Source organism: Terasakiispira papahanaumokuakeensis, from assembly GCF_001709345.1.
GTDB classification, from domain to species: Bacteria; Pseudomonadota; Gammaproteobacteria; order Pseudomonadales; family Halomonadaceae; genus Terasakiispira; species Terasakiispira papahanaumokuakeensis.
The window spans coordinates 1,621,316-1,647,034 of record NZ_MDTQ01000001.1 but is presented as its reverse complement, the minus strand read 5'-3'; the positions used below and the strand labels follow the sequence as shown (position 1 = coordinate 1,647,034).

At 50.0% G+C, this 25,719-nt stretch carries 22 protein-coding genes; 11 read left to right on the top strand and 11 right to left on the bottom strand.

All coding sequences use genetic code 11. From position 1 onward, the window contains the following. Positions 1–194 precede the first annotated feature (194 nt). Positions 195–1,049 (bottom strand): formyltetrahydrofolate deformylase, encoded by an 855-nt coding sequence (gene purU, locus BFW38_RS07210; RefSeq protein ID WP_068997784.1) that lies wholly within the window; start codon positions 1,047–1,049, stop codon positions 195–197. Between the two features lie 209 nt (positions 1,050–1,258). Here purU and BFW38_RS07205 point away from each other — a divergent pair, with 209 nt between their 5' ends. Further along, positions 1,259–2,155, top strand: coding sequence for a ribose-phosphate diphosphokinase (locus tag BFW38_RS07205; RefSeq protein WP_068997783.1), 897 nt, complete (start codon positions 1,259–1,261; stop codon positions 2,153–2,155). Between the two features lie 50 nt (positions 2,156–2,205). On the opposite strand, the gene BFW38_RS07200 is transcribed toward BFW38_RS07205, so the two are convergent. Continuing rightward, entirely contained in the window at positions 2,206–3,534 is a 1,329-nt protein-coding gene (locus BFW38_RS07200; RefSeq protein ID WP_068997782.1) for an SLC13 family permease, read from the bottom strand. A 227-nt stretch (positions 3,535–3,761) separates the two neighbouring features. Here BFW38_RS07200 and BFW38_RS07195 point away from each other — a divergent pair, with 227 nt between their 5' ends. Further along, complete coding sequence (locus BFW38_RS07195; protein WP_068997781.1) at positions 3,762–5,330, top strand: methyl-accepting chemotaxis protein; 1,569 nt, start codon at positions 3,762–3,764, stop codon at positions 5,328–5,330. Positions 5,331–5,418: 88 nt separating this feature from the next. Here BFW38_RS07195 and dcd read toward each other — a convergent pair whose 3' ends face one another. From dcd to BFW38_RS07160, 7 genes are all read right to left on the bottom strand, one after another. Next, positions 5,419–5,988 carry a dCTP deaminase gene (dcd, locus tag BFW38_RS07190; protein WP_068997780.1) on the bottom strand — a complete coding sequence of 190 codons (570 nt, stop codon included), beginning with the start codon at positions 5,986–5,988 and terminating at the stop codon, positions 5,419–5,421. A gap of 158 nt (positions 5,989–6,146) precedes the next feature. Next, positions 6,147–6,956 (bottom strand): iron-sulfur cluster carrier protein ApbC, encoded by an 810-nt coding sequence (gene apbC / locus BFW38_RS07185; protein ID WP_175401017.1) that lies wholly within the window; start codon positions 6,954–6,956, stop codon positions 6,147–6,149. Positions 6,957–7,187: 231 nt separating this feature from the next. After that, positions 7,188–7,880: a tetratricopeptide repeat protein gene (locus BFW38_RS07180; protein ID WP_218186379.1), complete on the bottom strand. Its 693-nt coding sequence runs from the start codon at positions 7,878–7,880 to the stop codon at positions 7,188–7,190. A gap of 87 nt (positions 7,881–7,967) precedes the next feature. Continuing rightward, positions 7,968–8,762, bottom strand: a complete 795-nt coding sequence (locus BFW38_RS07175; RefSeq protein ID WP_245686098.1) for an SDR family oxidoreductase — start codon at positions 8,760–8,762, stop codon at positions 7,968–7,970. A 28-nt stretch (positions 8,763–8,790) separates the two neighbouring features. Continuing rightward, entirely contained in the window at positions 8,791–9,462 is a 672-nt protein-coding gene (locus tag BFW38_RS07170) for an iron-containing redox enzyme family protein (protein WP_245686097.1), read from the bottom strand. Then, a complete protein-coding gene (locus tag BFW38_RS07165; protein ID WP_068997777.1) occupies positions 9,446–11,098 on the bottom strand; it encodes an AMP-binding protein in 1,653 nt (550 codons plus the stop codon). Before BFW38_RS07165 ends, BFW38_RS07170 begins: the two co-directional genes overlap by 17 nt. Further along, the gene (locus BFW38_RS07160) at positions 11,095–11,778 is read right to left on the bottom strand and encodes a thermostable hemolysin (RefSeq protein WP_068997776.1); all 684 of its coding nucleotides are present in this window, start codon (positions 11,776–11,778) and stop codon (positions 11,095–11,097) included. The genes BFW38_RS07165 and BFW38_RS07160 overlap by 4 nt, the downstream gene beginning before the upstream one ends. A gap of 310 nt (positions 11,779–12,088) precedes the next feature. On the opposite strand from BFW38_RS07160, the gene BFW38_RS07155 reads away from it, so the two are divergent. Beyond that, positions 12,089–14,341 (top strand): glycosyltransferase, encoded by a 2,253-nt coding sequence (locus tag BFW38_RS07155; protein WP_068997775.1) that lies wholly within the window; start codon positions 12,089–12,091, stop codon positions 14,339–14,341. Positions 14,342–14,409: 68 nt separating this feature from the next. Here the strand turns inward: BFW38_RS07155 and BFW38_RS07150 are convergent, their stop codons facing one another. Beyond that, the gene (locus BFW38_RS07150) at positions 14,410–15,771 is read right to left on the bottom strand and encodes a DUF2252 domain-containing protein (protein WP_068997774.1); all 1,362 of its coding nucleotides are present in this window, start codon (positions 15,769–15,771) and stop codon (positions 14,410–14,412) included. Between the two features lie 269 nt (positions 15,772–16,040). Between BFW38_RS07150 and metG the strand changes: the two genes are divergently transcribed. From metG to nth, 8 genes are all read left to right on the top strand, one after another. Continuing rightward, complete coding sequence (gene metG / locus BFW38_RS07145; protein WP_068997773.1) at positions 16,041–18,080, top strand: methionine--tRNA ligase; 2,040 nt, start codon at positions 16,041–16,043, stop codon at positions 18,078–18,080. Positions 18,081–18,291: 211 nt separating this feature from the next. Further along, positions 18,292–18,873: an electron transport complex subunit RsxA gene (rsxA, locus tag BFW38_RS07140; RefSeq protein ID WP_068997772.1), complete on the top strand. Its 582-nt coding sequence runs from the start codon at positions 18,292–18,294 to the stop codon at positions 18,871–18,873. A 118-nt stretch (positions 18,874–18,991) separates the two neighbouring features. Next, positions 18,992–19,609, top strand: a complete 618-nt coding sequence (rsxB, locus tag BFW38_RS07135; RefSeq protein WP_068997771.1) for an electron transport complex subunit RsxB — start codon at positions 18,992–18,994, stop codon at positions 19,607–19,609. After that, complete coding sequence (gene rsxC, locus BFW38_RS07130; protein WP_068997770.1) at positions 19,599–21,683, top strand: electron transport complex subunit RsxC; 2,085 nt, start codon at positions 19,599–19,601, stop codon at positions 21,681–21,683. The genes rsxB and rsxC overlap by 11 nt, the downstream gene beginning before the upstream one ends. Positions 21,684–21,685: 2 nt before the next feature. Next, positions 21,686–22,705, top strand: a complete 1,020-nt coding sequence (locus tag BFW38_RS07125; protein ID WP_068997769.1) for an RnfABCDGE type electron transport complex subunit D — start codon at positions 21,686–21,688, stop codon at positions 22,703–22,705. Then, positions 22,702–23,349 (top strand): electron transport complex subunit RsxG, encoded by a 648-nt coding sequence (gene rsxG / locus BFW38_RS07120; protein ID WP_068997768.1) that lies wholly within the window; start codon positions 22,702–22,704, stop codon positions 23,347–23,349. Before BFW38_RS07125 ends, rsxG begins: the two co-directional genes overlap by 4 nt. Beyond that, positions 23,346–24,050 carry an electron transport complex subunit E gene (locus tag BFW38_RS07115; protein ID WP_068997767.1) on the top strand — a complete coding sequence of 235 codons (705 nt, stop codon included), beginning with the start codon at positions 23,346–23,348 and terminating at the stop codon, positions 24,048–24,050. Before rsxG ends, BFW38_RS07115 begins: the two co-directional genes overlap by 4 nt. Before the next feature lie 78 nt (positions 24,051–24,128). Then, complete coding sequence (gene nth, locus BFW38_RS07110) at positions 24,129–24,764, top strand: endonuclease III (RefSeq protein ID WP_068997766.1); 636 nt, start codon at positions 24,129–24,131, stop codon at positions 24,762–24,764. Between the two features lie 69 nt (positions 24,765–24,833). Here the strand turns inward: nth and BFW38_RS07105 are convergent, their stop codons facing one another. Next, positions 24,834–25,697 carry a DMT family transporter gene (locus tag BFW38_RS07105; protein ID WP_068997765.1) on the bottom strand — a complete coding sequence of 288 codons (864 nt, stop codon included), beginning with the start codon at positions 25,695–25,697 and terminating at the stop codon, positions 24,834–24,836. Between the last annotated feature and the right edge of the window lie 22 nt (positions 25,698–25,719).

Sequence of the window (25,719 nt, the reverse complement as noted above, 5' to 3'; positions counted from 1 at the left end):
AAAAACTACGCCTAAGTGATCATTTTGGCAAGAACGACTTAAGCGGTATGTCGTCGGTCGAACCTAATTGCAGGTCCAAACGCAAAGAGCCCACACAAGGTGTGGGCTTATGGTATGAATCACGGGTGGCACGGTATGGTGTCTGTAAATCCCTATAAATTCAGGATATGGCTAGGGGTTTCAAGACATTGATTTTAGGAGAAAACAACGGTTTTATTACCATGAACCAGCACTCGATCTTGAATGTGCCACGCTAACCCTCGAGCCAGCACGCTTTTTTCAACATCGCGGCCTAATCGGACCATATCCTGAGCCGCATGACGGTGATTCACGCGCACAATATCCTGATCAATGATCGGGCCTGCATCGAGCTCTTCAGTGACATAGTGGCAAGTGGCACCAATCAACTTAACCCCGCGCTCCCAAGCCTGGTGATAGGGCTTAGCGCCGACAAAAGAAGGCAAGAAGCTATGGTGGATGTTGATGATTTGATGGCGATATTTATCACATAGTGCTGGCGGAATGATCTGCATATAGCGAGCTAAAACCAAAGTGTCCGCTTGAGCTTCTTCAATTAGACGCTCGACCTCGGCATAAGCGGCTTCCTTATTATCTTTCATCACCGGTACGTGATGATAAGGAATTCCATGCCACTCCACTAGCGATCGCATGTCATCGTGGTTAGAGATAACGCAAGGAATATCACAATTGAGCTCACCGCTCTGCCAGCGATAAAGCAGGTCAACCATGCAATGAGAATCCTTGGAGCACATCAGGACAACACGCTTGCGCGTATTCGAATCTGTAATGCGCCAGTTCATCTCAAATTCACGAGCAATCGGGCCAAAAGCAGTACGAAACTCCTCTAAGCCGAAAGGTAATGAGTCAGCACGAATTTCGTGACGCATAAAAAATTGGTTAGCGTCTAAATCCGAATGATGGCTGGCTTCAGTGATCCAGCCGCCGTACATCGCCAAAAAATTACTGACTTTAGCGACAATGCCCACGCGATCAGGGCAAGAAATAACCAGTGTATATGTGTGTTCCATTGTTAACCCTAGCTGTTACCGAATACGTGGCACTCAGCCGCTGATGACCATAAAAGCCGCATTATAACGAAGAGCGGTATTAGCGCACAGAGGCATTATTCATTGCAGTCCACTTTGACGGCTTATCTTAATCTGAATAGCGACGCTTGCCGAGTTTCGGGCAGCGCCGTACCATGTGGCCTATTTCTCTGCTGTGATCAGGAATCTTCATGCGCCCAGCCTGCTTATTCAATGTATTACCGGAACATCACGCACAGGCCAATGCTTTGGCCCAGGCTTTGAATATTCCTTTGAGCCATCATGAGCAACGGGCTTTTCCAGATGGGGAAACTTATTTACGTCTGAAGGAGAATGTTCAGGGATATGACTGTTTAGTCTACTGCACATTGAATGATCCTGACCCTAAACTTTTACCATTAATTTTTCTGGCGGAAGTGCTCCGCGAAATGGGAGCGCACCGGGTGGTACTGGTTGCGCCATATCTCGCCTATATGCGACAGGATAAGCGTTTTGTCAGTGGTGAGTGTGTGACATCACGTCATTTCGCCAGCTTGCTCTCGCGCAGTTTTGATTATCTCGTGACGGTTGATCCGCACCTTCATCGATATCAACATCTCGATGAGCTTTATGGCATACCGAGCCACACCCTCTCGGCTGCGAGTGCTATTGCCAACTGGCTGAATACACAAGACGTTAATCCCGTACTCGTAGGGCCTGATAGCGAGAGTGAGCAATGGGTTCAGCAGGTGGCGGTGGATATGGGCGTACCCTATCAGATTTTGGAGAAAACGCGACATGGTGATTTTGATGTCAGCATCTCGATACCGGATGTTGAGACCTACCGTCATCACACTCCAGTGCTAATTGATGACATCATCTCAAGCGGCCAAACCATGTTAGAGACGCTCGGGCATTTAGCCAATGCAGGCCTTCCTCCAGCCATTTGTATTGGGGTTCATGGCCTTTTCAGTGCTGAGGCTTGGCCTAAGCTCAAGCAAGCCCATACGCACTCAGTGGTCACCAGTAATAGTGTGCTGCATCCTTCCAACGCGATCGACCTCATTCCTTCAATCGCCACGGCTTTGCGACAGTGGCGAGAAGTATGAATGGCCCTGCATCAGTCTGACAATGTCAGGGCCGCCCAAGGATTTAAGAATTAAAGTACGATCCAAGTAATGAGCCATAATGCCGGGAGGCTCAATAACGTGAGGATGCTGCCGGCTTTGATCATGGATTTCTGAGGCACCTGGCCACTACCAAAAATTATGGCATTAGGTGGCGTCGCTACTGGCAGTAAGAAGGCACAAGAGGTTGCGATGGCCACCAATACGGCCATTGGGGTGCTTTCAATGTGAGGCGCCATCCCCATAAATAGTGGAATTAATAAGGCCGCTGTGGCGGTGTTACTGGCGACTTCGGTTAATAACATGGCAAACAGAATCATCAGCCCAAGAAATATAACCGGCGACAAGGCCATGAGTTGATTGCCCATCGATTGAGCCAACCACTCCCCTGCGCCACTGCTTGATAGCGCGGCACTCAACGTAATACCGCCACCGAATAATAAGAGAACCCCCCAATCAGTGCTTTCATTCAAATCTTGCCACCGGGTTAACCCAAAAATCTGCAGCAACAGCAATGCGAGAATGGCAATTGCGGCATCAGCATCGTGACTAAAGCCAATGGCTTTGGCAATGGGGTGACCAAAAATCCAGAGTACCACCGTCAGGCAAAAGACTAATGCGACACCGACTTGCCCTTTTCCCCACTGCGCTTGGCCTTCAGGTAAGGTCACCTCGATATCCAGCGTAGGCTTTAGAGCAAAGCGTAAGGCCAGCTCCATCAATGGCATCAAAATAAGCACAATAGGCAGGCCCCAGAGCATCCAATCAGAGAAGCTTAAATTCGCATTGGATGCTGCGATAGCGTTAGGCGGGCTTCCAACTAAGGTACCGATACCCCCAATATTGGCGGAAAAGGCCACCCCTAAAAGAACATACACCCAAGTAGAGCGATGAGCTTTGATGTCAATCGGGGCCAAAAGCCCCATGGCCAGTGGTAGCATCATGGCTGCCGTCGCGGTATTGCTGATCCACATTGAAAGAATGGCCGTTAACCAGAAGAGCCAACGGGAAGCCCGCGATAACCGACCGCCCGCGCGTCGAATCACCCAAGAAGCCATTTGCTCATCCAGCCCTTGCGCATGCAACCCTGCCGCCAGCGCAAATCCACCAAGAAATAGAAAGATAATGGGATCAGCAAAGTGAACTAGCGCTTCTTCGTAATCAGTAAAAACCCCTAGCCCAGTGCCGAGTAATGGCACCAAAAGCGCGGTAATGCTGACGTGTAATGCCTCAGTGAGCCACAACCAGGCAATGGTGATGAGCAGCGTTAAACCTGCACCGGCTTCACCGAGTGTAGGAATGAGCCAGAGGTATCCAACGATAAATAACACTAGGGCGATAAGAAGATGTAGCTTCCGCATTATAACGTCCTGATTTAGCCACTTTTCTGGGGCCTTACTTGCCCCTATCCATTGTGTGGCCGCCATCTTCGCATCTCTTAATGTGATTATTTGTAATTAAGTGTTACAAATAAATTAGTCACACTTTGATTGCACTCAGCTATGCTCAAAAAACTGAGTAGTCTGATTCTCCTATCGATAACACCTTGTTGATTACCGTTTAATGCTCTGGACAGGATTAATTCTCCATGCGTAAAAACATGCCAATCACAGACAAGGAACGTACCTTTCAAGCACAACAGCGATTGATTTCAGCCACGGATACGGCTGGCCATATCACCTATTGCAATAATGACTTTGTCGATATTAGCGGCTTCACACGCGAAGAGTTGATCGGACAGCAGCATAATATTGTGCGCCATCCCGATGTCCCGCCCCAAGTTTATGAGCATATGTGGTCTTGCTTGAAAAAGGGTGAGCCGTGGATGGGGATCGTTAAAAATCGTTGTAAAAATGGAGATTTCTACTGGGTTAATGCTTACGTGAGCCCCATTTTTGAGCATGAACAGCTGGTGGGCTATGAATCTGTTCGTACCGTGCCGACGGCTGATGAGGTGAAGCGCGCGACTCGGGTTTATCAAAATTTCTGGAAACGCAAAAGTGCGGGATTAGCGCCGGAGTGGGTGCATAAAGCGATTGATGTTGCGGTGATCAGTGTTCCCGCTTTTATTGGTGCCATACTTCACGGTATTTGGGATGGGCCTATAGGGATTGCGGCAACGATTGTTTTTACTCTGCTTGCGGGTTTAGCCGGTAGCCTGTGGCACTATCATAAAATGGGCCCGGCAATGAAACGGGCTAAACGCGCTATCAGCAACCCTGTAATTGCAGCGATGTATACCGACTCAAGGGGAATTCATAGTCGCATTGAAATGGCTCAAATTAGCTTGGAGGCACGTATTCGAACAGCCATGAATCGTGTCCATGACGGTACGGCGAATTTACAACAGCAATCTGAAGAATCTGATCAAGTCGCTGAAAGCAATCGAGCATTGGCCAATGAACAGTACGAAGAAACTCAGCAGTTGAGCGCCTCTACGCATCAGCTCACTCAAGCCACTCATGAAATCGCACAGAATATTCAGCAAGCCGCTGAGGCGACTGAAGAAGCGGATAACTTATCGCGTCATGGTCGGACACTCTCGACGAAAGCACAGCAGGAGATGGAAGCCTTTGGTCAAGCCATGGTGCAAGTGAAAGCAACAGTGACCAAGCTGACAGGCCATATTGACGAAATTGGCACTGTTCTGGATATGATCAGCGAGATTGCAGAACAAACCAACTTATTGGCACTTAATGCAGCCATAGAAGCGGCTCGTGCGGGTGAGCATGGTCGAGGATTTTCGGTGGTGGCAGACGAAGTGCGCAATTTAGCGACACGTTCACAGGAATCGACTCAACGTATCCATACATTAATCGATAGCCTTCAGGAAGCGGCCACAGAGACGGTTAATGTCATAGATGCCAGTAATGAGCGATTGGAAAGCTCCATGAGCAGTGTGCATGAAGCCCAGAATGCCCTTGAAGGGATTGCCTCAGCGGTCAATGACATCACCGCCATGACACAGCAAGTGGCCAGTGCCGCTGAAGAGCAAACTCAAGTCAGTGATGAGATCTCGCAGCGGATTAACGGTTTGGCAAGCAGTGCCGATCATGCGAGTCAAGCGGCAGATAGTAGTCAGCATATCAGTCAAGCGCTTCGGAAAGCTGTGCAAGATCAGGAGCGACTGGTCGCCCGTTTTCTGATTGATAAGTAAGCCATGTCACCCGCTATCTCATGCCGGATCAAAAGCGGGTCTCTCACTGAGAGACCCGCTCATTAATGTGTTATCTGACGTTTTAGTCTTAAGTTCTGGGCAATGTCACCCCTCTTTGCCCCTGATATTTACCACCCCGATCGGCGTAAGAGACATCGCAAATCTCATCACCGCCGATAAATAACATTTGAGCCACGCCCTCATTCGCATGAATGACGGCAGGCAACGGGGTTGTATTCGAGAATTCTAGCGTGACATGGCCTTCCCACTCGGGTTCAAGGGGGGTGACATTGACAATAATCCCGCAACGCGCATAAGTGCTCTTCCCTAGACAAATGACCAAAACATCTCTAGGAATACGGAAGTATTCAATGGTGCGGGCTAAGGCAAAGGAGTTGGGTGGAATAATGCAGCGATCCCCCTTCACTTCGACGAAGCTACCGGCATCGAAGTTCTTAGGGTCAACAATCGAGGTATTAATATTGGTGAAAACCTTAAACTCGTCTGCGCATCGAACATCATAGCCATAGCTGGATGTGCCGTAAGAAATCAACTTATGCCCTTCGGCATCGGCCCGGACTTGATCAGCTTCGAACGGCTCAATCATGCCTTTTTCCATCGCCATCCGGCGAATCCAATTATCTGACTTGATACTCATAGTGCCCTCAGGTCAATCACCTTTGCCCGGTGGGTACCGGGCCTCAAATTAAGCGCTATCTTATCGTGTCTGAGGCCCGAACCAAAGGGTTCTTGATTGCAACAGGCAATTAAAGGTTAATGGCGTTGTCAAACGAGGATCTCAGTAAACTCAAGACCTCAAGGACTAAAGGTGACGACGGGCCCTGAATCCTGCTCCCCTGCCCCTTCAATAAGCTGTTGCCAAACATTGGCCGCAATCTGCCGCATCACATTGGCTGTTGTGCTCTCGGGTGAGGCGAGCACGCTGGGACGACCCTCATCACCTTCAGCGCGAATATGGCTGGCTAATGGGAGTTGACCTAACAACTGAGTGTCATAACTTTGCGCAATACGCGCTCCTCCACCCTCACCAAAAATAGGCTCATGGTGGCCACAAGCCGAACATTCATGCAGGCTCATATTTTCGACCACGCCCAGTACAGGGACATTGACTTTGCGGAACATTTCGATGCCTCTTTGGGCATCCAGTAATGCAATATTTTGTGGTGTGGTCACGATAACGGCACCATCGACCTGGCTCTTTTGTGCCAGGGTAAGCTGGATGTCGCCCGTTCCGGGAGGCATATCAATGAGCAGAATATCGAGCCCTTGCCAGCGCGTTTGTGTCAGCAGTTGCTGGAACGCCCCTGAGGCCATTGGGCCACGCCATACCATTGGGGTTTTATCTGTGGTTAGAAATGCCATCGACATTAATTGGATGCCATATTGCTCAAGAGGATCAAAGCTTTTGCCATCTTGAGTCTGAGGTTTAACGTCGGCCTCAAAGCCAAACATCTGGGCCTGGCTGGGGCCGTAAATGTCCGCATCCAGTATACCAACCCGGTGCCCTTGAGCTGCCAGGGCTAATGCCAGATTTGCGGTGACGGTTGACTTGCCGACGCCGCCTTTGCCTGAAGCGACTGCCACTAAATACTTGACCCCGTCAATCACAGTGGAACTCCTTAGGTTTTAGCAAGACCTTAGATTTCAGCAGGAAAAGCAGCCCTATGACTGCTTTTAATTTCCCTATTATAACGACTCATTAGATGAAAAGACCAAGTGTTATAGTCAACTTTGATCAGGTGCAAGAGGGCAAATGCAAGATGGATTGAGATTGTGTCTATTCTTATGCGTCTCTTATGCGTCACTATTTTTAACTGAGTGCCTTTATGAGTTCATTCAGGAATCGTCTTCGATATCCGCAAGCTTTTGTTGAATTTCACGGCGTCTACCCGCATCAGCGATCGGGCGGTTAGGTCTCTCGGGGGCTTCTAATGCATGCTGAAAGACTTGTTTGGCTTGTTCGTTCTCACCTTGATCATAGAGGTAGTCCCCCCAAAAGTAGAGTGCATCAATCCCATTGGGATTAAGTGCAAGGCCCTTCTGTAATAACGTTTTAGCTTGATCGTCATCGCCAAACCCTATGGGCCAACCAGGGACTTGGTAGTAAAGGGCCCCCAATGAGGTGTAAGCCGATCCCTGTAAAGCATGACCATCTAATTGGATCGCTTTTTCTAACGCTGCCCGTGCATCTTTAACCAGTGACAAGGCCCCTAGCCCGCCTTTAATGCCTGCCTCGGTACTGAGCGTAATGGCTGACCATATGGCCCATTCTGGCGCTTCGGGCTGTGCTTCTTCATAGGTTTTTATGCGCTGGTGGAGCTGATTGAGCGCAGCAATTTGTTGATCTTCATCTTTAATTTGATAATGGGCATGTGCCCACTGTTGCTGAACCTTGAGTAGCTGGTCTGGGTCAACCTGTGCGTAAACTGGGAAAACCGATAACCCTAGTAGGCAGACAGCCCCGCGGAGTATTGAGCGACGTAATGGTAAAGCGAGCGCCCATGCATCTAAAGATTTCAATCTCATCATTTTAATCACCCTTGTGACAGTGAACCGGTTACAGCAGACCAGGTTAAAGAGGACAAAAGAAGTGTCGTTATCGAACTAGAGGTGTCGTTATCGAACAAACTGTCGTATGACCGGAAGTTGGCGACGTAAAGCTTTATCGACAAGCGCCGGAAATAAACCATTGAGCCGAACAAATAAGCGTTCGGGCCAACCTATAACGGTGTCATCTTGTTCGCTGGCGATGGCTTTGATGATGTGCTGAGCGACTTGCTCGGGGGTATCCATCGTGTTGCCCAGTCGCTGATTCATGTCTTTTGCGGCACCACTGTTCATACGAGTTTGAACGGCACGCGGCGCAATGTAGAGCACCCGGACCGAAGTATCCGCCAGTTCACGTCGTAATGATTGTGAAAACCCTCGTAGCGCAAATTTTGTACTGCAGTAACTGACATAACCTGGGTGGCCTATCGCCCCTAATGTTGAGCCTAGGTTGATCACCCAGGCCCGGGATTGCCGCTTCAGTGTGGGTAATAGCTGTTGAGTCAGCAGCATGGGGGCCAGCACATTGGTCTGGAGCATTTGCTGGATGTCATCGGCGGATTGTTGCTCAAAATCAACCAGTGAATTGAGCCCTGCCGCATTGATCAGCATATCCACCTGATGATGTTCGGCGATTTCAGCCAGCGTGGTATAACTGTCAGAATCACTCAGATCGAGCTGAACTGGCATGATGTATTTGGGGCATAACTGGCTTAGCCGCTGGAGTTGCTCTCCATTACGGCCCACGACCAGCAGCTGTGCCTTTAACGGTAAGAGTGCATCCACCAACGCGCGACCAATTCCCCCGGTTGCTCCGGTTAATAGAATGACTCTTTCTGACCACTGGATTGCAGACTGGCGCATTATTCTGACTCCTCGTGTCATTGATCATTTAGGCCTGGGTTGAGCCCACGCAGGCTTCAACCGCATTAAACATTTGCCCGTACAAGTCGTAGACACGATCGGCCACTTGTATCATCCAAGACATATCCTCGGGGGCTTCTAATCGGTTAACTAGGGTCTCAAAAAAGGCGACATGCTCTAGGTCAAGGCTGCCGTGTGACTCTAGGTAGCGGAAGGCGCCTTTAGGGAGTCCTTGTGTTTCCCGGATGGCTTGAGCGGCGTGTGTCGCCATCGCCGTGCTCGTACCTTCTAATACATGCACCATGCCTAAAAAGCCGACCGGATTATCATAAGTGATGACGTCGCGGACATAACGGACCATCAGGTCTGTCGGCGCCATGGGAGGGGCTGCGATAACCGCCGCAGTATCACCTCCCAACGCGCGGATATCATCCAGAATCCAGCGCTGGTGGCCGATCTCTTCTTCGATATATTCCGCCATTGCTTCTCGCAGCCACTCTTTATCGCTGGGTAAGCGGGCCCCGCAAGCCATCAATAAAGGGACGGTATGCTTGACGTGATGATAAGCCTGCCCCAAAAAGGCAATGTATTCTGCACGATCAACATGACCTTGCAGCGCCCGCTGCAAAATGGGCGTTGACAGAAAGCGTTGCTGGCTGGCAGCGGTGGCCTCTTTTAAGTATTCAAAGGGTGTCATCATGAGACTCCTGATCGAAATCGGTTTGATCACAGGTTGCTTGATCACAAATCGTTTGATCATGCGCCTTCAGCCAGTCGGCAAAATGGCGCGTTAAAGGTTGGCGTCGAAGCCGCCCATTGGCAGTTAATAGCCCATTTTCTGGTGTGAATGGCGGTGCAATACGCCAATCATGGATGTGTGCGTAATCAGGCAATCTAAGGTTCACTCGCTTGATCGCAGACGCGATATCCTCTTTGAGTGGACCGAGGGTTGAAGATTGAGCCGATATGGCGGCTTGGTCTGGCGACGGGTGGACATTGGGTGCCGTCATATTGGGTACAGTTATATTGGGTACAACAATCGCTGTATTACTAGAACAGGCTTCCCCATAGACCCAAGCTTGCGCAATTTCGGGTTCGGCGGTCAGTTCTGATTCCACCCATCCTGGGTCAACATTACGGCCATAAGCCGTGATGAAAATATCGCCTTGCCGGCCGTCAATGATGAGGTGATCTCCTTCGAAGTGGGCTCGATCTCCAGTTGGCCAGTATTCAGGCATAGGGGTCGCTGTACTGCTTTTGTGACTTAAACTTTCGCTTAGGTCGGTATCTGAATCCGCACCGAGATAACCGAGCATCAGGCTACCGTTTACTTCAAGCTCGCCACTTTCGTTGATCCGGGCTTCCACATGAGGCAGCAACTGTCCGACACTGCCGGCACAGTCGGCGCCTGGTCGATTCAGGGCGACCACTGAAGCCGCCTCTGAGAGCCCATACCCTTCATGAACAGGCCAGCCTTTATCCCAAGCTTTGGTTAATAAAGACGGCGATACTTTGGCACCGCCAACGGCCACAAAGCGTGTCTCATGTAGACCTGGAAACTCTGGCGTATGCAGCATCTGAGCCAGTAATTGGGGCACTAAAATCAAGCTGTCGGGCTGATACTGAGAGAGACATTGTGCAGCGACCTGGACATTGAACCCACTGGCGCCCTGCCAGCCAAACGCTTCCAGCCCAGGTAAGTCGACTTGTACGCCCATCAATAAGGGGGTGTAGACCCCAGCAATATTTTCCAACAAGGTGGCGAGCGGTAGCCCACAGAGATGACGTTTGACGCCGGTAGGATGCACGATGTCAGCCAGGCTTCTGGCGACTTTCAGCATCGATTGTAGGTTTAAACAAACCCCCTTTGGCGTACCGCTGGAGCCCGATGTGAACGTCACTTTAACGGTGCCGCTTGGTAACATCGGACGTGACTCAGGCTCAGCAGTGAATAGCGGCGTGGCTCCTGTCTCAAGCGGCTGAGCCTGAAAGCCAAACGCTTCGCCATGGGCGCCTATCCAGGTGTCAATACCCGCGGTATGAATCAGGTGTTGGCACTGTGTCGGCGTAAAGAACGGCGGCACAGGGATATTGACGCGTTGCGAGAACAGTAATGCCAAATCCCAGAGCACCCACTCGACACTGTTATCTAATGCCAATGCGACTCTTTGGCTCTGATGTTGGCTTAAATATTGAATACGTTGCTCGATTGCTCTGGGAAGTTCAGCGTAGCTGATACACTGTAAAGGGTCTGCAAGGGCAATCGCTTCGGGACATTGCTGTTGCCAATGGTCCAAGCAGGTTTTGAGATCTAGCGTCTGCAATAAGGGACTCATGCAATCGCCTCCTGTAACGATAAGCTAGGTGTACGCTTTAGTGGGGTGACCTGAGGCAAACGCCCGCCCATGACTAAAGGTTGATGCTGATAGTAATGGCCCCAAGCGGCTTGCTCTTGGGCACTTAATACACCGATCGATGCTTCCCCTAACACCTCAGCGTCTAGACCTAAACGTCGGAAGCTATTACGTACCCTTTGTGTTGCCGTGAATACCAACCAGCGTGCCCCTTGCTGGTGAAGTTGATGGAAAAGACGAGGCAGTAATAACGCCATGATGCCGGGCCGATTGGTTGAAAGCTGGCCAATTTCAACGAGGCTGTGGCGATTGACCTCTTCCCCTAATGCCTGGCTCAAGCACTGCTCTGCGGGACTATCGAGATAGCGTTCTAAAAAGAGCGTTTGAGCTTGGGCATGCCGGATACCGACAACGGCTTGAATACTGTGCTCGTCCATCAATCCGAACAATTGCGGCATAAAGGATTGGATCCGGGCATGATGTTGATCGGCATACATGTGCTGTATGAACTGTTCTGCAGCACATCGTTGCACTGGGCTTTGCATCAGCGTCCAGCAATATGATGGATGCTCATCATTGATTGTCTGAACAGAACTGATGGCCCGAGCTGAAAAGTCGTTTTTGTCGCAGGTGATCTGGTGGGGTAAGGAACGTGATCGCATCAAGCTGCCCTCCTGGTGTATAGCGAGCAGCATCGGCGATCAAAATTAACGGAATCTTAAGAGGCTTAAGATTTCTCGGGTTAAACCATCGGATGAACGAGAGGTAAAGGCCTAACAAATAGCGTGGAAGGGCGGGTCAATCATACCTAACGCATTGATTGACAAATCAAACGGCGTATTAAAATGTAACTGTGCAGTGCACGCACACAATAGAACAGTTTCGTTTTAGACATATTTTCTGTTACAACCCTTTTTCAGCTCTTTATAGGGCTCCTTTATCCATGTGATTGATTACAGGAATGCGCTTTTCGTGAAAGCCTATCAAGTCAGATTGTTATTTCATGCGGTGTTATGGCTCAGTCTTGGACTGGTGGGCTACCGACTTTACCTTGAGTTTGTCGATGAAGACCTGACTGCAGAACTGCCTCACCAAGTTGACCGGCTCGATCAACAACTGACCGATCATTCCCACTTCAGAATGGCGGTAGTCGGGAATATCAATAACTCTATTGGTGTTTTTGAAGAGCGCATGGTGCCGAAAATTAACCAGGCCGCACCGAATCTATTGGTCTCTGCTGGCAATGCGGTGAGCGATGGTGGTGAAGATAAATACCGCGCCTTGAAGCGCTCCCTGGCCCATCTCAAGATGCCTTGGCTGTTGACTTACGGCGAACAGGAAGATGGTGGTTTTGGTAGCTTACGCTTCCAACAACACTTTGGGCCTTTCCATTACAGTGTTGAAAGCCATGGTTATCAGTTCATTGTGCTGGATAGTACTGGGCGGACCAATTGGGGTTGGCAAATGATGTGGCTGCAGCGCCAACTGCAGGAAAAGGCCCAGCATCGCTTTATCTTTCTGCAACAGAGTTTATTTTTGACCGGTGATCCCGATGAGACGGTGACTGATGGACCCATGGATCATCAATGGCGTCGCCAATTATTAACCATCCTTAAAGCGCATCCCGTTGATGCGGTATTTAGTGCCGGCATGACCCAACCGTCGATTCGCGATTGGCAGGGTACGCGTTTCGTCAATACCGGGAGTGCCGGTGGTTTTGTGTTAAGCAAGAAAGTGGGTACCTACCACTATGCCTTAGTGGATATTGATGAGCAGGGTAAGCTACAGGTCTCACTCAAAGGCGTCGACATTGGCCAGCGTGGGGTGGCGCGCTGGTTAGAGAGCTTCTGGTTGTTTGTACACTCGCTGTTCTATGTTGGCTACACCAACTTTCTTTTGGTGATTGGTGCGCTATTGCTACTGGCGCTTCATTTGTACCGAAAAATTTTGGACAGTGCCGAGTATTATCCCGATTATGACTTGGATATTGAGCCTTGGCGTCAACGTCAATTACGCGTGGCGATGTTTACCAACAACTACCTCCCCTTTATTGGCGGTGTGCCGATAGCGATTGAGCGGTTACGTCGCGGTTTAGAGAAGCTAGGTGATGCGGTCACGTTAGTGGCGCCGCGTTATCGTCATGGCAGCGAGCGCGGCCAAGATCACCAGCTCTCAATCTTGAGAGTGCCCACATTATTGGCACTCGATAAATCAGGCGATTTTCGTATTGCCAATATTTTTACCCCACGTATTCGACGCCATCTTGCCGCATTTAAGCCCGATATTATTCACCTACACCATCCTTTCTGGCTTGGCAGCATTGGCTTATGGATGGCACGGCGTTTAAATATCCCGGCGATCTACACCTATCACACCCGTTTAGAGCACTATGCCCATTTTGTACCGATTCCTGGGCGCTTATTCCGCCATTTAATTTCCCATTGGTTGATTCGACGATTCGCCAATAAGTGTGATGGCGTGATTGTGCCGACCTGGTCAGCAGAAGAGTATTTGCGGCTAGTTGGGGTGAAAGTGCCAACGTGTGTACAGCCGACAGGCATTGAATATCAGCGATTTTCGGATCGCGATGAGGCGGCATTAAAGGCATTAGCTGAACAGCATCAATTAGCCGATCGTAAGGTGTTGGTCACAGCGGCTCGTTTGAGCTTGGAAAAGAATTTGAACTTCATGCTGGAATGCATTGCACGTTTGAAGCATCAGCATGGCGCCCATTTTTGTTTATTGATCGTGGGCGATGGGCCTCAGCGAGAGGCGCTTGAAGAAACCCGTCGTACCTTGGATATCGAAGACTGTTGCCAGTTTGTCGGTGCGGTGCCGCCTGAAGATATGGCGCGCTATTACCAGTTGGCCGACTTATTCGTGTTCACCTCTAAATCGGAAACTCAGGGCATGGTGATTCTAGAAGCGATGGCAGCGGCTTGCCCGGTTGTTGCTGTACGCTCAAGCGGCATCGATGATGTCGTTAATGATGATCAAAATGGTTATAAAACACGCGAAAAGGCCCATGAGTGGACACAAAGAGTCGCCACCTTATTGGATGATGACCAAACACGACAACGATTATCACAGCAGGCTCAAGCCTTTGCCGAGCAATATGATATTGCGCCTTTTGCCAGCCATGTTCGTGACTTTTATGCGCAAGTTTTAGCCGAGCGGCATAAGCTAGCGCTGCAGGCGCTGGATGAGCATGAGGCCAAAGAATAAAGAATGATGCCATCGTCATGTCATATGAAAGGGCCCTATCGGGCCCTTTCATGCTTGGAGCCATCCCCTTACTTCAGCCCACCCGAAGCGAGACCATGTAGTAGCACTTGGTGATCATGGTGAACACAATCGGCATAGGCACGTGCCTGTAGTATCAATAGTTGAGTAAAGGCTTGACGATCCTGGCCTGCACGGGCGAGTACTGATTCAGCAAATTGATCGGGTCGCTCAGGCGTAAGCGATCGAGCACCTCGCAAGTGTGAGTAAGCGAGAATGCAGCCCCAGTCGCGTGCCATTTTGGTAAACTGCTTACCTTTTTTGAGTTTATGAGTCGGGAAGTCGGCCTTAAAGGGCGATCTTTCCCGGACTGAATAGATCTCTCCTTGTAAACTCATCCAGCCTAGGTACACATCGGGGTGTTGTGCCATGGCTTGAAATGCAATGGCATGGCGCCCGCCTTCATGGGTAAATGCCTGACGGTAACGCTGGCGCTCATCTCGCGACATCGCTTGCCATGCGGCAGGTTTTTGCTGGGCCTTGATGTCCAAGATGACATCATCATGATCCCCCTCCCCCATGCCTTCAATCAACGCATAATAACGTTGCGTGCCTAGCGAACCGGTACCGGCCCCGATACGAAGGGCAACATCTTTGACCTTGAAATGCTGCTGGCTATGTCCTGGCACTTGATCCGCCAAGGTATGTTGGTAATCCTCCAGCGCTTTTGTGAACGCTTTACGCACGCGAATACTGGGGGCTGCCATCTTCGGGTGGTTGGGCATAAAACAACGTTCGCCCTGGTCATTCAGGTGGGTCCACTTATCTAACATCTGCTGGCGATCTTTCTTCTCAGCGATACGATCAAGAAACTGCTTCAGAGGCCCCTTGGTTGTACCGCACATGGCCACCCAGTCCGCGTTTTCGCCCTGACTTTTTTCTAATGTCTCTAGATAGTGTGTCGCCAGTGAGGTTAATGCGCTGTCAATATCGTCATCATTCACTTGGCTATTTTGGCGCATATCCAACACGATGGAGATGGCTAAGCGCCATAGGTCATACTGATAATCACCAATAATCGCGTCATCGAAATCATCGAGGCCGAAACGTATTTTGTGATCATGGCTTCCATAAGCGCCAAAATTATGCAGATGTGCATCACCCTGTAACCACGTTTGGGTCGTGAGCTGGCCACCATAGAGAGAGAAATGCCAATCTCTGAACATGTCATGCCAATACAAGGGGTTACTGCCGCGATAGAAGGCAAAAGGAGACGCCGCCATTTTTTGATACTTCATCCGTCGGTCATCGGCACTGAGAGCGCCGTTTTGACGACGTAATTCATCAAGGACCTGCTGAGCGCGGTCATGAGCAGTATTCAACCGATTAACTCCGTCCGACACGGTTTTGTTCAACACGGTTTTATCCAACATTGTCGCTCCTGAATAACATCAATGGGCGTCATAGGCAGAGAAATAAACAGTTTAGATCACATCAAGCACTGCGTATGGGATGCAGTGCAAGCATAAAATCGCTATATTGTCGGGCGATTATTTAATTCCAGTGTCTGCCCAATCGCTGAGATCTACAAGCGATCTCATCAGTGACGCTATTTCGCAGTCGATCAGTGTAAAACTGTCGATCTTGTCGCATACCGTGACGCCACCTTGGGCAGGCATCGCCATTATGATGAAGAGCCAACATGTCCAGCACACGTCAGATTCTCGTTACTAGCGCACTTCCCTATGCCAATGGGCCTATTCATCTCGGCCATTTGCTTGAGTACATCCAGACCGATATTTGGGTCCGCTTCCAGAACAGCCGTGGTCATCAATGCACTTATGTCTGTGCAGATGATGCTCATGGCACGGCGATTATGTTACGTGCAGAGCAGGAAGGCGTGACGGCTCAACAGCTGATTGATCGGGTTCGAGAAGAGCATCACAGTGACTTTAAAGGGTTTAACGTCCATTTTGATAACTTTTACTCGACACACTCGACAGAAAACCGTGAGCTGTCTGAACTGATTTATACCCGCTTAAGAGATGCCGGCCATATCGCCACGCGCGAAATTCAGCAAATGTATGATCCGGAGAAGGGACTTTTCCTTGCTGACCGTTTTATCAAAGGCACCTGCCCTAAGTGTGGCGCGGAAGACCAGTATGGCGATAACTGTGAGAAGTGCTCAGCCACTTATACGCCGGCAGAACTGATCAATCCTCGTTCAGCGATTTCCGGTGCCACGCCTGAAATGCGCACTTCGCAACACTTCTTCTTCAAGCTGCCTGATTTTGCCGACATGTTGTCCAAATGGACGCAGGATGGCCGTTTACAGCCACAAATTGCCAACAAACTCAAAGAATGGTTTGAAACCGGCTTGCAGGAATGGGACATCTCCCGTGATGCGCCTTATTTTGGCTTTGAAATTCCGGATGCGCCGGGTAAATATTTCTATGTTTGGCTGGATGCCCCGATTGGCTATTTAGCGAGCTTTAAGAACCTCTGTGATCGTACCGCCGAGCTAGATTTTGATACTTATTGGAAAGTGGATTCTGAGGCTGAGGTGTACCACTTTATCGGTAAAGATATTGTTTACTTTCACGCCCTCTTCTGGCCTGCCATGTTGTCTGGGGCTGGAATGCGCACCCCGACCGCAGTGAACTGCCATGGGTTCGTGACCGTCAATGGGGAAAAGATGTCTAAGTCTCGCGGCACTTTTATCAAGGCCGCGACTTATCTTAAACACTTGAACCCCGAATACCTGCGTTATTACTTCGCGGCCAAGCTAACATCGCGAGTGGATGACTTGGACCTTAACCTGGAAGACTTCGTGCAACGGGTAAATTCTGACCTGGTGGGCAAAGTCGTGAATATTGCCAGCCGCTGTGCAGGTTTTATCAAAAAAGCCGGTGGCCAACTGGGTTCGACGCAAGCGAACGAAGACCTGTTGGCTCATTTTGAAGCGGCCGGTGAAGCCATCGCTGAAGACTTTGAAGCCCGGGAGTTTGGTCGGGCGATGCGCAAGGTGATGGAATTGGCTGATGAGGCTAATACTTGGATTAATGATGCGGCACCTTGGGTGTTAGCCAAAGAGGCGGGCCAAGAAGCGCAGGTTCAAGCCATTTGCACCACGGGCATTCACTTATTCCGCGTACTCATGGTCTATCTGGCACCGGTCGTACCGGATATGGCTGAACAAGCACGCCAGTTCTTAAAACTGGACAATTTGGATTGGGATAGTCGTACGCAGCGTATGCATGGTCATACCATTGAAAAATTCAAACCGCTGATGACCCGCGTTGAAAGTGACCGGATCGATGCCATGTTAGCCGATAGTCGTGATGATGCGGCAGCCGAACAAGCTTTGAAAGAAGGGGCATCTCAGCCGACGGGACCGCTAGTTGAAGATCCTATTGCGGATGAAATCAATTTTGATGATTTTATGAAAGTTGATTTGCGTATTGCCCGTATTGCCAAGGCTGAGCACGTAGAAAAAGCTAAAAAATTGCTCAAACTCACCCTGGATCTAGGGGGTGAAACACGGACTGTTTTCTCTGGTATTAAAAGTGCTTACCAGCCAGAAGATCTTGAAGGTCGCTTAACCGTCATGGTCGCAAACTTAGCCCCGCGCAAGATGAAGTTTGGCTTATCAGAAGGCATGGTGCTTGCGGCTGGTGATGATGAAGGCATTTATCTGCTCGAACCTCACTCCGGCGCCAAACCTGGGCAACGCGTCACCTGAGCCAAGTCAATGCTTAACATCGTACACCGGGGCTCTCAGGGGCCCCGGTGTCGTTTGAGGTTTATAATGCCAGCAGGCAATGCCTGTATTTGATCAAACGGTTTTCATGTCAAGGTCGGGGATAAAATAGCCCGTTTTTGAGATCCCTGCCTTTGGGGGCAGCATGATTTTATATACACCATGATTTTCGATACGCTATGACTCATCATTTATGACGGATTATCTACTACTTCTGGTCAGCACCATTCTGGTCAACAATTTTGTGTTGGTTCAGTTTTTGGGGCTGTGTCCCTTTATGGGGGTCTCTAATAAATTAGAGTCTGCCATGGGGATGTCGTTAGCAACGACGTTTGTGCTAACGCTTTCCTCGGCCACGAGTTATTGGGTTTACCATGCGCTGCTGGCCCCTTTGGGATTGGCCTACTTAAAGACCATCAGCTTTATTGTGGTGATCGCGGTTGTTGTTCAATTCACTGAGATGGTGGTACGAAAAACCAGTCCCCTGCTCTATCAAGTATTAGGTATCTTCCTACCACTGATCACCACCAATTGCGCTGTTCTGGGGGTGGCGCTGCTGTCATTGAATAAACAACAAAGTTTTACCCAAGCAACACTCTATGGCTTGGGCGCAGGCTTAGGATTTTCTCTCGTGCTGGTGCTCTTTGCGGCAATGCGTGAACGGATTACGCTCGCCGATGTTCCTGCTCCCTTTAAAGGAGCCTCTATTGCGATGATGGCTGCGGGGCTGATGTCATTGGCGTTTATGGGATTTTCCGGACTGGTCCGTTTCTAATGCCATTGTATCGAATAGTACGACTGCTAATGGTACAGGTGATGACACACCGCTTAAGCGCACAATATTGCGTTTCATATTGTGTTTTATGGCGGCTAATGATTAATCGGAGTTTGACATGAGTGCCCTCATGGATGCCTCTGTAGTGGCTGCGGTTTTAGCATTAACCGGTTTGGCTTTGTGTTTTGGTGCCTTGCTGGGGTTTGCTGAGACACGTTTTAAAGTCGATGAAGACCCGATTGTCGATCAAATCGATGCTTTGCTGCCACAAACGCAATGTGGTCAATGTGGTCATCCAGGTTGCCGACCCTATGCAGATGCGATCGCTCAAGGTGAAGCGATTAATCGCTGTCCTCCTGGTGGTGAAAGTACGATAGAAGCATTGGCCAATTTGCTCGGGCGTGACCCTCTCCCTCTTGATGCGGATGCTAACGCCAATAGTGAGAAACGCGTTGCCTTTATTCGGGAAGCGGAGTGTATTGGCTGCACCAAGTGCATCCAGGCTTGCCCGGTCGATGCCATTGTGGGGGCAGCTAAGCTGATGCATACCGTCATTGTGGATGAGTGCACGGGCTGCGATTTATGTGTAGCGCCTTGCCCTGTCGACTGTATCGAAATGCATCCACGGCCAGAAGCTCACTGGCATTGGCCTCAGCCTTCAGGGCCTGGACATTTACCCTTGATTGCCACGGATCGTAGCGGACTATCATCACAGGTGGGTGCCCATGACGCCTGATTTTTCCCGTGTCCATCGGTTTCATGGCGGTATTCAACCGCCTGAGCACAAGCAGATATCTACCACGATGCCACTACAGGCTGCGGCATTGCCAGATCGAGTGGTATTGCCGCTGCAACAATCTTCAGGCTTGATGGCCCAAGCGGTTGTTTCGGTGGGTGATTATGTCTATCGCGGCCAGTGCATTGCGCAAGTGAAAACCCTGGAGGGTCAATCTAGTGCATTAGGAGCTGCCGTTCATGCCAGCATTTCAGGCCATGTCTCTGAGCTTGCGACATTACCGGTGCCGCACCCTGGAGGATTACAGTCGCCTTGTATTGTCATTGAAAGTGACGGATTGGATTTACCTGTGCCTGATCATGTTCAGCGCCAAGACGATTGGCAAGACCTTGAAGCTGAGCAATTGCTGGCCACTATTGGGGCTGCTGGCATTGTTGGTTTGGGTGGCGCCGGTTTTCCTACTCATACCAAACTGGCGGGGGGCTTTGCTCAAGATACACGGCTGTTGCTGATCAATGCGGCCGAGTGCGAGCCTTATATTACTGCGGATGACATGCTATTACGCCAACGCAGCGCGGCGTTGATCGAGGGGATTCAGGTCTTAGTTCATTTACTTGAACCTGAACATGTTGTGATCGGAATTGAAGATAATAAATCTGAAGCCATTGCTTGTCTTCGAGCCGCTATTGATGACGATTCCTGTATTCAGTTAGTCGTGGTGCCCACTCGCTATCCTTCGGGTGGTGAGAAGCAGTTGATTCAGCTAGTCAGTGGTCTGGAGGTTCCGTCAGGAAAAAGACCGATAGACATTGGTGTTGTCTGTCAGAACGTCGGCACTGTCGTCGCGGTTGCCGATGCCGTTATTCGGCATCAGCCTCTGATTGAACGTGTTGTGACGGTGACGGGAGATGCATTGGCACAGCCGCGCAATTTTTATGTGCGATTAGGCACCTCGATTGAACATGTATTAACTCAGGCGGGCTTACGGCCTCAGCAATTGCAACGTTTAATCATGGGCGGGCCGATGATGGGGTTTGCCCTGACCGATCTATCATTACCCGTGGTTAAAACCACCAATTGCCTACTGGCAGGATCAAACGAAGCCTTAGGGGCGCCCGGTGAGGAAATGCCCTGTATTCGGTGTGGCGAATGTGAAGCGGTATGCCCGGCACAATTATTACCTCAACAACTGTATTGGTTCAGTGCTCACCAGCAATATCAAAAAGCGGCCTCTTTCGATTTGTGGGATTGTATCGAATGTGGGGCTTGTGCCTATGTCTGCCCCAGTGATATTCCCCTGGTACAATATTATCGGCATGCCAAAGATGAGCTGAGAGTCTTGACCGATGAAGCCCAAAAAGCGGAGCAGGCTCGACAGCGTTTCGAAGCCCGTCAGGCGCGATTGACCCGCCAAGCAGAAGAAAAAGCGGCTAAACGTGCTGCCCGAGCGGCCAAAGCTCAACAAATTCAATCCGCCAGTAAAGCCACAGCAGCATCACAGCCAAAGGCAACGTCAGACGATTCTCTCTCTTCGAATGCAACGCCTCCCCTCTCTGAGTCGGCTTCCACTTCTTCCATTTCTCCCTCTTTACGCTCCAGTCAGCAGCATAAAATTGCATTAGCCGCCGCTCAAGTGGCACTAAAGCGTGCTGATAAGCAATTGGCGGCGGCTAAGGCGCGCCGGGAAGAAGATGTGACGGCTCTAGAGGCCAAGGTCGAACAGGCTAGAGAGAAGTTAAAAGCCCTGCAGAATGTTTCTGATACGCTCAGTGACACAGTGAGCGCTTCCGTAACTCCAGCGACACCTGTGACGGCTAAAGCCAGCGGTTCCTCCACTCCGGCAGTGTCTGCCTCGCTCAAACAACTGAAAATCACACGGGCAGCCGCTTTGTCTGCGGTTAAAAAAGCCGAAAAAGGATTGTTAAATTTGCAACGAGCCACCGATGCGACTGCTGAGCAGCTGGATGCGCAAAAGGCGCGTCTAGCAGGGGCTCAAGAACAGTTCGAGGCTGCGGAAAAGGCATTGCAGAAAGCACAGTTGGCCACCGAACCTACGCAGGAGTCAAATTCCTAGTCATGCTTTCTTTGTTTGCTGCACCCCATAGCCATGTACCAAGGCGAATGCCGCAAGTGATGCGTCAGGTCATGTTCGCCATGCTGCCTGGCATCATTGGACTCACTATTGCTTTTGGGCCTGGCATTTTGGTCAATCTGTTGCTCTCAATGGTGACAGCTTTATTGACCGAGGCTTGGATATTACGCTTACGTCATCGACCTGTGGGCAAGACATTAACTGACGGCAGTGCAGTGGTTACTGGGATGCTACTGGCCGTGGCATTGCCTGCTATTGCCCCTTGGTGGATTCCTGTGCTGGGGACGTTTTTTGCCGTTGCCGTGACGAAACAACTTTTTGGCGGCTTGGGGCAAAATCCGTTTAATCCGGCAATGGCCGCCTATGCGTTTTTATTGATCAGCTTTCCATTAGAAATGAGCTTATGGCCACAACCTTTTGAATGGCATATAGCCGGCTTCTCTTGGTATGAAACGGCTGATGCTGTGACCGGTGCCACCCCTCTCGATGCTTTCCGCCACAAGGGCATGTTAACCGCCGAAGAATTCTGGCAACAACCTCAACTGCTCTCTCCTGATATGGTGCTTGCCTGGGAATGGGTGGCACTGGGGTGGGCGCTGGGAGGCGTTTGGTTGCTTTGGCAGCGTGTGATTCATTGGCAGGCACCGGTTGGCATGCTCAGTGCATTAAGTCTATTGGCTGCTTTTTTCTATGGGGTTGACCCCAGCCACTATGCATCACCCTGGTTTCATTGGGTTTCAGGTGCAACACTCTTAAGTGCTTTTTTTATTGTGACGGATCCCGTCAGCGGTGCCACCAGTCGTTTAGGACAGTGCTTCTTTGGTATTGGGGTCGGGATTCTTGTCTATGTCATTCGCACTTGGGGTAACTATCCCGATGCCGTCGCTTTTGCTGTTTTATTGATGAATTTTGCCGCGCCCACCATCGATTACTACACACGGCCACGTGTGCACGGACATCGCAAAGCTCAACGCGGGCTGAAACAAAAGGATTCTGCACCATGACAATCCAGTCTCCTTGGTTAAAAGGTGCAATAGGGCTGGCTTTGTTTGCCTTAGTCACCGGTGGGGTGGTAAGTATCACGCATGCGCTGACTTGGTCTGATATCCAAGACAACCGGGCCTATGCGGCATCACAGGCTTTACGATCATTAGCCCCTGAGCCGGATTATCAATTGGACCTCAAGCAAGAAGTCATCAGGCTCGGGCCGGTACCCGCGCTAGGTCAGACTGCTGAGTTTAAAATCTATCGTGCCCGCACCACTCATGATGAGCTTGGGCTCTTATTGCTGCCCGTCATCAGTCATCAAGGCTACAGCGGTGATATTAAACTCCTCGTGGCGGTTGATATTAAAGGGCAAGTACAAGGCATTCGAGTTTTGATGCATCAGGAAACCCCTGGACTGGGGGATCGTATTGAGCAGCGTAAATCAAACTGGTTGGAGCAGTTTACCGGCCAATCATTACAGCAATTACCTGACTCACAATGGCGAGTCAAAAAAGATGGCGGGCATTTTGATCAGTTAACGGGAGCCACGATTACGCCGCGTGCCGTCGTGGGGGCCGTCTACCAGGCACTTCATTGGGTTCAGGAACACCACGACACCTTATGGATGGACGATATTCAAGCCGTTAGGAGGTCTTTGTGAGTCAAACAAGTGTCCGTGAACTGGCGATCAACGGCCTCTGGCATAATAATCCGGCACTGGTTCAACTGCTTGGGTTATGCCCACTCTTGGCCGTGACGGGCAGTGTTGTCAATGCTCTCGGGCTCGGGTTGGCGACGTTAAGTGTGCTGGTCGGTGCTAATGTGGCGGTCTCTCTGATTCGTCACCATGTCCCAACGAGTGTCCGTCTCCCCGCTTTTGTCATGATTATTGCTTCTTTTGTGACCTGCGCTGAATTATTGATGCAAGCCTACACTTATTCGCTTTATCAGATACTGGGCATTTTTATTCCCTTGATTGTCACGAACTGCGCGATTTTGGGACGTGCCGATGCTTTCGCTTCACGACAACCCGTTAGCGCAGCGGCTGTAGACGGTATCATGATGGGGCTCGGTTTTTTGGCTGTGTTATTGGTGTTGGGGGCTATTCGAGAGGTTCTGGGACAAGGTACTTTATTTTCTGGCATGGCACTTTTATTTGGTGAATATGCCAAGCATTGGCAGATCAATGTGTTCGCCGATTGGCACTTGTTAATTATGATTTTACCGCCTGGCGCCTTCTTTACCATGAGCGTATTGATTGCGCTAAAAAATATCATCGACCAACAACTGAAAAAGCGCCAAGCGGCCGTATCGAACACTGTGCATGCTCAACCTTCAAGACGCGTACGAGTGACTGATTAGGTCGTTTGAGTGCCATTAAATCGAAGCGCGAATTGATTCAAGCGTGATTTGATTTGAATATGAGGAGACCGTGACTGCATGAACGCGGCCAAGCGTAGAGAAATTTTTGAGCGACTAAAAGTCCATATTCCAGAACCGACGACGGAATTAAACTGGGCAACGCCATTTGAGTTGTTAACCGCTGTTTTACTTTCAGCCCAAGCAACCGATGTGGGCGTCAATAAAGCGACGGCCAAACTCTTTCCTGTGGCGAATACGCCCCAGGCGATTATCGACCTAGGGCTTGAGGGTTTAAAAACGTATATCAAGACAATAGGGCTCTATAACACCAAAGCTGAAAACCTCATGAAAACCTGCCACTTGCTGGTAGAGAAACATCAAAGTGAGGTGCCTAAAACCCGGGCAGCCTTGGAAGCATTGCCGGGTGTTGGCAGAAAAACGGCGAATGTGATTTTAAATACTGCTTTTGGGCAGCCAACCATTGCTGTGGATACGCATATCTTTCGTGTATCTAATCGGACCGGTTTGGCACCAGGAAAAGACGTGTTAGAAGTCGAAAAGAAACTGCTTCGTTATGTACCGTCAGAGTTTAAGCAAGATGCTCATCATTGGTTGATCTTACACGGTCGTTATACCTGTATCGCGCGTAAGCCCCGCTGTGGGAGCTGTGTGATTGAAGATCTGTGCGAGTACAGGGATAAGGTTGAACTTTGATCTTAAGCGTCTCGGTGTAGTCGAGGAGCCTAGTGACGATGCGCCCGTCGGGCGCATCGTCGGATCGAGCTAAGAGATTAAGCGCCGAGTTAAAGGCCAGGGCATGACGATAAAACCGAGGCCTGCAATCACCAATAATCCCCCTATCCCTTTGTAAAGATTCATCACATCTCCCATGAGCCAAATACCCAATAAGACCGCTATCACTGGCATGAGTAATGTAAAGGGAACAACCAGGTTGACCGGGTGACGCCTCAACAGTCCGTACCAAAGCCCATACGCCACAATTGATGATAAAAACACCGTATAGAGTAGCCCGCCCCAACTGATGAAGCTGGCTTCTTTCATTGCCTGCCACTGCCCTGATTCAAAAAGCGCACTGGCCAAGGCAAGTTGAGGTATTGAAAACAGGGCCACCCAACCGGCTAGCGCTAAAGGCTTGATGGGTGGACCTTGCTTGATTAACAGCTGAGATATCGCCCACCCCAGGGCACTGAAAAGCAATATTATCATCGGCATTAAGTGAGGCAGATTGGGCCCGCCTGCAAGGACGATGACGCCTAAGAAGGCGGCGATTAGGCCGAGAAGCTTGCGAGTATTCAGCTTTTCCTTGAGAAAAATGACCGCAAGTAAAGTCGCAAAGGGCGTTCCCATTTGGACAAGCAATGCACCAGTACCCGCTTCAGCTTGCTGCAGTCCAATGAAAAGTAATGCAAAATGCAGGCTACCGAATGTCATGGATAGCACTATCAAGAAAGGCCACTGCTGGCGTGGTACTCGATAAAATGGAACTAGGATAAGTGCCACCAGTATAAACCTGAGCGTCATGAGTAATAAGGGAGGCATTTCAGCCACTGCAAATTTGATGGCGATCACATTCAGCCCCCAAATTCCTATGACCAACAAGGCCAAGAGCGTATCTTTTAACGGCACACTAACTCCTAGTGTTATGATT

Bases quoted from the DNA above. Each gene is read 5' to 3' on its own strand.
- purU (WP_068997784.1), bottom strand. From the start codon at position 1,049: ATGGAACACACATATACACTGGTTATTTCTTGCCCTGATCGCGTGGGC.
- BFW38_RS07205 (WP_068997783.1), top strand. From the start codon at position 1,259: ATGCGCCCAGCCTGCTTATTCAATGTATTACCGGAACATCACGCACAG.
- BFW38_RS07200 (WP_068997782.1), bottom strand. From the start codon at position 3,534: ATGCGGAAGCTACATCTTCTTATCGCCCTAGTGTTATTTATCGTTGGA.
- BFW38_RS07195 (WP_068997781.1), top strand. From the start codon at position 3,762: ATGCGTAAAAACATGCCAATCACAGACAAGGAACGTACCTTTCAAGCA.
- dcd (WP_068997780.1), bottom strand. From the start codon at position 5,988: ATGAGTATCAAGTCAGATAATTGGATTCGCCGGATGGCGATGGAAAAA.
- BFW38_RS07180 (WP_218186379.1), bottom strand. From the start codon at position 7,880: ATGATGAGATTGAAATCTTTAGATGCATGGGCGCTCGCTTTACCATTA.
- BFW38_RS07175 (WP_245686098.1), bottom strand. From the start codon at position 8,762: ATGCGCCAGTCTGCAATCCAGTGGTCAGAAAGAGTCATTCTATTAACC.
- BFW38_RS07170 (WP_245686097.1), bottom strand. From the start codon at position 9,462: ATGATGACACCCTTTGAATACTTAAAAGAGGCCACCGCTGCCAGCCAG.
- BFW38_RS07165 (WP_068997777.1), bottom strand. From the start codon at position 11,098: ATGAGTCCCTTATTGCAGACGCTAGATCTCAAAACCTGCTTGGACCAT.
- BFW38_RS07160 (WP_068997776.1), bottom strand. From the start codon at position 11,778: ATGCGATCACGTTCCTTACCCCACCAGATCACCTGCGACAAAAACGAC.
- BFW38_RS07150 (WP_068997774.1), bottom strand. From the start codon at position 15,771: ATGTTGGATAAAACCGTGTTGAACAAAACCGTGTCGGACGGAGTTAAT.
- metG (WP_068997773.1), top strand. From the start codon at position 16,041: ATGTCCAGCACACGTCAGATTCTCGTTACTAGCGCACTTCCCTATGCC.
- rsxA (WP_068997772.1), top strand. From the start codon at position 18,292: ATGACGGATTATCTACTACTTCTGGTCAGCACCATTCTGGTCAACAAT.
- rsxB (WP_068997771.1), top strand. From the start codon at position 18,992: ATGAGTGCCCTCATGGATGCCTCTGTAGTGGCTGCGGTTTTAGCATTA.
- rsxC (WP_068997770.1), top strand. From the start codon at position 19,599: ATGACGCCTGATTTTTCCCGTGTCCATCGGTTTCATGGCGGTATTCAA.
- BFW38_RS07125 (WP_068997769.1), top strand. From the start codon at position 21,686: ATGCTTTCTTTGTTTGCTGCACCCCATAGCCATGTACCAAGGCGAATG.
- rsxG (WP_068997768.1), top strand. From the start codon at position 22,702: ATGACAATCCAGTCTCCTTGGTTAAAAGGTGCAATAGGGCTGGCTTTG.
- nth (WP_068997766.1), top strand. From the start codon at position 24,129: ATGAACGCGGCCAAGCGTAGAGAAATTTTTGAGCGACTAAAAGTCCAT.